Raw genomic sequence first — 6,585 nt, 5'->3', positions numbered from 1 at the left:
CGCCGTCGGCGGCCGCCGCCTCCAGCTCCGCCGCGGCCAGCTCGTTGAGCCGGGCGCAGAGCCGTTCGGCGCTGCGCCGCGAGTTGGTGAAGACGATGGTCGAGCGGTGCGCCCGGATCAGCGAGAAGACCCGCTCCTCCACGGCCGGCCAGATCGACGGCGGCGCGGGCCGCCGGGGCCGCCCAGGTCGTCCGGCGGCTGCTCCTGCTCGTCGAGGCGGGTCATGTCCTCCACCGGGACCTGGACGCTGACCTCGATGGTCTTGCTGCTGCGCGGCTGCACCACGTCCACCGGGCGGGCCCCGCCGAGGAAGCGGGCGCAGACGTCGATCGGCCGGACGGTGGCGGAGAGGCCGATCCGCTGCGCGGGCGTCGCCAGCAGCTCGTCGAGGCGTTCCAGGGACAGGGCCAGGTGGGCGCCGCGCTTCGTGCCGGCCACCGCGTGCACCTCGTCGACGATCACCGTCTCGATCCCGCGCAGCGAGTCGCGGGCGGCGGAGGTGAGCAGCAGGAAGAGCGACTCGGGGGTGGTGATGAGGATGTCCGGCGGGGTGCGGGCGAAGGCGCGCCGCTCGTCGGCCGGGGTGTCGCCGGTGCGCATCCCGACGGTGATGTCCGGCGGGGCGACGCCGAGCCGGGTGGCGGCCTGCCGGATCCCGGCGAGCGGGGCGCGCAGGTTCCGCTCCACGTCGACGGCGAGCGCCTTCAACGGGCTGACGTAGAGCACCCGGCAGCGCTGCCGGGCCTCGGCGGGCGGGGTCTCCTTGGCCAGCCGGTCGAGCGACCAGAGGAACGCGGCAAGGGTCTTGCCGGAGCCGGTGGGGGCGACGACCAGCGCGTTGTGCCCGGCGGCCACCGAACGCCAGGCGCCGGCCTGGGCGGCGGTGGGCGCCGCGAACGCCGCGGTGAACCACTCCCGGGTCGCCGCGCCGAAACCCGCCAGCACCGCGTCCCCGCCGGTCACCTCATTCGCCACCCTCCCATCCTGCCCCGCCGGTACGACAACCCGCCCGTGCCGGACGCGGGTTCTGTCCGGCTCCGGGCGCTTACGCGACGGATGCGACGTTGAACGCGTTAAGTCTTAACTAACTGCTTGCTTGTGCCGCGCAACATAAAGTAACTTCACTCGCAACGCAGCGTCGGGTGGAGGGCTTTGGATGACCGTCGAGGAGCGAGGCTCCGGGCCCGGGACCGATGTGCTCATCCGCAAGGTCGACAGCCATCTCGCCACGCTCCGCACCGGCCTGCAGGGCCCCGAGCTGGAGCTCGCCGAGCAGCTCGCCCGCTGCCTGCGCGAGCTGGTCATCGCCACCGCACACTCCAGCGCCGCCGACCGGGGGTTGGTCCGCGCCGCGGTGCACTACTTCGTCCTCCGCCGGGAGAGCCGCGGCCGGCTGCTCTCGGTGCGCTCCCTCGCCGCCGCCCAGCGGGTGGTCAACAAGGCCGTGCGTCAGCTCGGCCGCCCCGACCTGCTGGTGGAGACCCGCCGGGAACGGCCCTCCCGCGCACCGGCGCTCTCCGCCGGCGACAGCGCGCTCCGCTGACCCCACGGGTCGGACCGTTTTCCGCAAACCCGCCCCTGGGCCGGCGATCTGACGTCTGATCGGTCGTGGCCGGAGCGTGCCCGTCCCGGCCCGCGGTCCCACTCGACCTGGAGCACGGTTGCTCGTACTGCTGATCCTGCACCTGGTGGCGGCCCTGCTCGCGCCGCTGCTGGTCCGCTGGTGGGGTCCTCGCGCCTGCTACCCGCTGGCCCTCGCGCCGGCCGCCGCGTTCGGCTGGGCCGTCGCGCACACCCCGGCGGTCCGCCACGGCGGCGCGGTCGTCGAGACGTACCCGTGGATCGGCCAGCTCCGGCTCGACCTCGCGCTGCGGGTCACCACCCTGTCCTGGCTGATGGTGCTGCTGGTCGGCGGCGTCGGCGCGCTGGTGCTGGTCTACTCCGCCCGCTACTTCCAACCCGGCTCGGTGGGGCTGGCCCGGTTCGCGGCCGTGCTGGTCGCCTTCGCCGGGGCGATGCTCGGCCTGGTGGTCGCCGACGACCTGCTGCTGCTCTACGTCTTCTGGGAGCTGACCACGGTCTTCTCCTACCTGCTGATCGGGCACAGCACCGAACGGCGGTCCAGCCGCTGGGCCGCCGCCCAGGCGCTGACCGTGACCACCCTCGGCGGGCTGGCCATGCTGGTCGGCTTCCTCCTGCTCGGCCGGCACGCCGGCGGCTACCGGTGGTCGGCGATCGCCGCCGCGCCGCTGCCCGGTGGCCGGTACCTCGCCGTGGCGGTGCTGCTGATCCTGGCCGGGGCGCTGGCCAAGTCCGCCGTCGTGCCGTTCAGTTCCTGGCTGCCGGTGGCGATGGCCGCGCCCACGCCGGTCAGCGCGTACCTGCACGCGGCGGCGATGGTGAAGGCGGGGGTCTACCTGCTCGGCCTGCTCGCCCCGGTGCTCGCGCTCGCCGGCCCGTGGCGGCCGGTCACCGTGGTCGCCGGGCTGGTCACTCTGGTCGCGGGGGGCTGGGCGGCGCTGCGGCAGACCGACCTGAAGCTGCTGCTGGCGTACGGGACGGTCAGCCAGCTCGGCCTGCTGACCGTGGTGATCGGCGCGGGCACCCCGAAGGCCGCGCTGGCCGGTGCCGCGATGCTGCTGGCACACGCGCTGTTCAAGGCGGCCCTGTTCCTCGTCGTCGGCCTCCTCGACCACTGCGCCGGCACCCGTGACCTGCGGGAGCTCTCCGGGGTCGGGCGTACCGCGCCGCTGCTCGCGGTGGTCGCCGGGCTCGCCGCCGCGTCGATGGCCGGGCTGCCGCCGCTGTTCGGCTTCGTCGCGAAGGAGGCCGTCCTCGCGGCCTTCACCGACCGGCCGCTCGTGCTCGCCGTGCTGGTCGCCGGCACCGCCCTCACCGTCGCGTACAGCATCCGGTTCCTCTGGGGCGCCTTCGCCCGCCGCCCCGGCACCCCGGCCAGCGAACTGGCCGCCGCCCCGGCCGCGATGCTGGCGCCGCCGGCCCTGCTCGCCGCCGCCGGGCTGGCCTTCGGTCCCGCCGCCGGCTGGCTGGGTGGGCTGCTCCACCCGTACGCCGAGCTCTTCGGCCCGGGGGAGGCCCACCTCGCGCTCTGGCCCGGGCCGAACCTGGCGCTGGGGCTCGCCGCGGTCGCGGTCGCCGCCGGCTTCGCGCTGCACCTGGTCCGCGGCCCGCTCGCCCCCGTGCTGGCCCGGCTCCGCTTCCCGGTGCGCGGCAACCAGGGCTACGAGTGGGTGACCCACGCCTTCGACCGGGTCGCGATCGAGGTCACCAGCGCCACCCAGCGCGGCTCGCTGCCGCAGTACCTGGGCGCGATCCTGTTCGCGCTGGTGCTGGTGCCGGGCGCGGCGTTGCTGACCGCCCGCCCCTGGCGGGAGCGGATCGCGCTCTGGGACACCCCCGCCCAGCTCGTGGTCGGCCTGGTGATCACGGTGGCCGCGGTGCTCGCCGCCGGCGCCCGCCGCCGGCTCACCGCGATGCTGCTGGTGGGGGTGACCGGCTACGGCACCGCGATGATGTTCGTCCTCTACGGCGCGCCCGACCTGGCGCTCACCCAGTTCCTGGTGGAGACCGCCACCATCGTGCTCTTCGTGCTGGTGCTGCGGCGGCTGCCGGCCCGCTTCTCGGCCCGACCGCTGCGCCGCAGCCGCTGGCTGCGGCGGGGCATCGGGGTGGCGGCCGGGCTGGTGATGGCCGGCCTCGCGTTGGCGGCGGCCGGCGCCCGGCGGACGCCGTCCATCTCGCTGGCCTTCCCCGACCTGGCGGTCGCCCAGGGCTACGGCCGCAACGTGGTCAACGTGGCGCTGGTCGACATCCGCGCCTGGGACACCATGGGCGAGATCTCCGTGCTGGTGGTCGCCGCGACCGGGGTGGCCAGCCTGATCTTCGAGCGGTCCCGCACCGGGCCGCGGCCGCGCCGGCCCGCGCCGTCCGCGCCCCGGCGCGACCGGCGGCCGGTCTGGCTGCGCGGCGGGGCCACCCTGCGCGAGCGGCGCCGGTCGATCGTCTTCGAGGTGGTCACCCGGCTGATCTTCCACACCGTGCTGCTCTTCTCCCTCTTCCTGCTCTTCTCCGGGCACAACGCTCCGGGGGCGGCTTCGCGGGCGGCCTGGTGGCCGGCCTCGCCCTCGCGGTCCGCTACCTGGCCGGCGGCCGGAACGAGCTGGCCGAGGCGGCGCCGGTCGGGGCGGGCACGGTGCTCGGCGCCGGCCTGGCCGTCTCCGTGGGCACCGGCGCGATCGGGCTGCTCCGCAGCGGATCCGTGCTGGAGAGCGTGAAGGTCGACCTCTGGCTGCCCGCCGTCGGCCACAGCTACCTGGTCACGTCGCTCTTCTTCGACGTCGGCGTCTACCTGATCGTGGTCGGGCTGGTGCTGGACATCCTGCGCAGCCTCGGCGCCGAGGTGGACCGGCACATCGAGGCCAGCGGCGGCCCGGAGGGCGGACTGGCGGTCGAGCGGGAGGGGGACCGGACGTGAGCGCGAGGAGTGAGCCGGTTCTGCGAGCCCCGCAGTCGCGAACAGAGGTGGCGCGGTGACGGCGGACGGCGCGGGACCCACCCTGGTGCTGGTGATCGCCGTCGGGGTGCTGGTCGCCACCGGCGTCACCCTGCTGCTGGAGCGCAGCCTGAGCCGGATCCTGCTCGGGGTCATCCTGCTCGGCAACGGGGTGAACCTGCTGATCCTGCTCGGCGGCCGCTCCGGCGTGGCCCCGGTGGTGGGCACCGCGCCGACCGGGGAGATGAGCGACGCGTTGCCCCAGGCGATGGTGCTCACCGCCGTGGTGATCACCTTCGGGCTGACCGCGTTCCTGCTCGCGGTCGCGTACCGGAGCTGGTATCTCAGCGGCGACGACGAGGTGCAGGACGACCTGGAGGACCGGCAGGTCGTCCGGCTCGCCGAGCGAAACGAGGTGTCCACCGCGGACCTCGGCGGCGAGGGCCCGGACAACGACCCGGAGCAGGTGGACCCGGGGCCCGCGCTGCGCCGGCTGCGCCGACGGGGGGACCAGCGGTGAGGGCGGGGAGTGAGCCGGTCCTGCGGGCCCCGCAGTCGCGAACGGAGACGGCCGGGTGACCGCGGCGCTGGTGCCGCTGCCGGTGGTGGTGCCGCTGCTGGGCGCCGCGCTGACGCTGATCCTGGCCAACCGGCCCCGGCTGCAACGGTCGGTCAGCGTGGTCGGCCTCGCCACCACCCTCGCGGTCGCGGTGACGCTGCTGGTCGAGGCGTACCGGCACGGGCCGGTGGTGGTGCAGGTGGGTGGCTGGCCGGCCCCGGTCGGCATCGTGCTGGTCGCCGACCAGCTCGCCGCGCTGATGCTGGTGGTCTCCTCGGCGGTGACGCTGTGCGTGCTGCTGTACTCCATCGGCCAGGGGCGCGGGGAGACCAGCGAGAGCGCGCCGGTGAGCATCTACCACCCCACCTACCTGGTGCTGACCGCCGGCGTCACCAACGCCTTCCTGGCCGGGGACCTGTTCAACCTCTTCGTCGGCTTCGAGATCCTGCTGGCCGCGAGCTTCGTGCTGATCACGCTGGGCGGCACCGAGACCCGGATCCGGACCGGCTCCACGTACGTGGTGGTCAGCGTCCTCTCCTCGATGATCTTCCTGGCCGCGGTGGGCCTGGTGTACGCGGCCACCGGCACCGTCAACATGGCCCAGCTCGCCGGGCGGCTGGACGGCCTGCCGGACGGCGTACGGCTGGCGTTGCAGCTCATGCTGCTGCTGGCCTTCGGCATCAAGGCGGCGGTCTTCCCGGTCTCCGCCTGGTTGCCGGACAGCTACCCGACCGCCCCGGCCCCGGTCACCGCGGTCTTCGCCGGCCTGCTCACCAAGGTCGGCGTGTACGCCATCATCCGCACCGAGACGTTGCTCTTCCCCGGCGGCCACGCCGACCGGCTGCTCATGGTGGTCGCCGGGCTGACCATGGTGGTCGGCATCCTCGGCGCGGTGGCCCAGTCCGACATGAAGCGGCTCTTCTCGTTCACCCTGGTCAGCCACATCGGCTACATGATCTTCGGGGTGGCGCTGAGCAGCGTCGCCGGCCTCTCCGGGGCGATCTTCTACGTGGTGCACCACATCACCATCCAGACCACCCTCTTCCTGGTCGCCGGCCTGGTCGAGGAGCGGGCCGGCAGCACGGACCTGCGTCGGCTCGGCGGGTTGGCCCGGGTCGCCCCGCTGCTCGCGGTGCTCTTCTTCGTGCCGGCGATGAACCTCGCCGGCATCCCGCCCTTCTCCGGCTTCCTCGGCAAGCTCGGGCTGCTCCAGGCCGGTGTGGCGGCGCGCGGGGTGCTCCCCGGGGTGCTGGTCGGGGCCGGAACGGTGACCAGCCTGCTCACCCTCTACGCCGCCTCCCGGGTGTGGAACATCGCATTCTGGCGGTCACCCCGGCTGGCCACCGCCGACCCGACCGTGCCGCTGCCGGCGCTGATGGTCGGCGCGACCGCGGCCCTGGTGGTGCTCGGCGTGGGCCTGACCCTCGCCGCCGGGCCGCTCTTCGAGGTCACCGCGGACGCCGCCACCGACCTGCGCGCGCGTACCCCCTACGTGCGGGCCGTCTTCCCGGCC

At 74.6% G+C, this 6,585-nt stretch carries 3 protein-coding genes and 2 pseudogenes; 4 read left to right on the top strand and 1 reads right to left on the bottom strand.

All coding sequences use genetic code 11. The annotated features are described in order from the left end of the window. Positions 1-963, bottom strand: a pseudogene (locus JNW87_RS32695) (DEAD/DEAH box helicase); the annotation flags it as partial. A gap of 193 nt (positions 964-1,156) precedes the next feature. Here JNW87_RS32695 and JNW87_RS32690 point away from each other — a divergent pair. The 4 genes and pseudogenes from JNW87_RS32690 to JNW87_RS32670 all read left to right on the top strand — a co-directional run. Further along, the gene (locus tag JNW87_RS32690; RefSeq protein ID WP_109799650.1) at positions 1,157-1,543 is read left to right on the top strand and encodes a hypothetical protein; all 387 of its coding nucleotides are present in this window, start codon (positions 1,157-1,159) and stop codon (positions 1,541-1,543) included. Between the two features lie 118 nt (positions 1,544-1,661). Then, positions 1,662-4,495: pseudogene (locus JNW87_RS32685) on the top strand (Na+/H+ antiporter subunit A). 55 nt (positions 4,496-4,550) lie between these two features. Beyond that, entirely contained in the window at positions 4,551-5,033 is a 483-nt protein-coding gene (locus JNW87_RS32675; protein ID WP_109799648.1) for a Na(+)/H(+) antiporter subunit C, read from the top strand. Positions 5,034-5,088: 55 nt separating this feature from the next. Then, positions 5,089-6,585 (top strand): Na+/H+ antiporter subunit D (locus JNW87_RS32670; RefSeq protein WP_238455008.1); only part of this gene is annotated, 1,497 nt, incomplete at its 3' end.

The sequence above is a fragment of the Micromonospora sp. ATA51 genome, assembly GCF_016802855.1.
Classification (GTDB): domain Bacteria; phylum Actinomycetota; class Actinomycetes; order Mycobacteriales; family Micromonosporaceae; genus Micromonospora; species Micromonospora sicca.
The sequence above is the reverse complement of the archived record's forward strand: the minus strand, read 5'-3'. Positions and strand labels throughout refer to the sequence as shown.

Excerpts from the sequence above, each read along its gene's own strand:
- JNW87_RS32690 (WP_109799650.1), top strand. The coding sequence starts at position 1,157 with ATGACCGTCGAGGAGCGAGGCTCCGGGCCCGGGACCGATGTGCTCATC.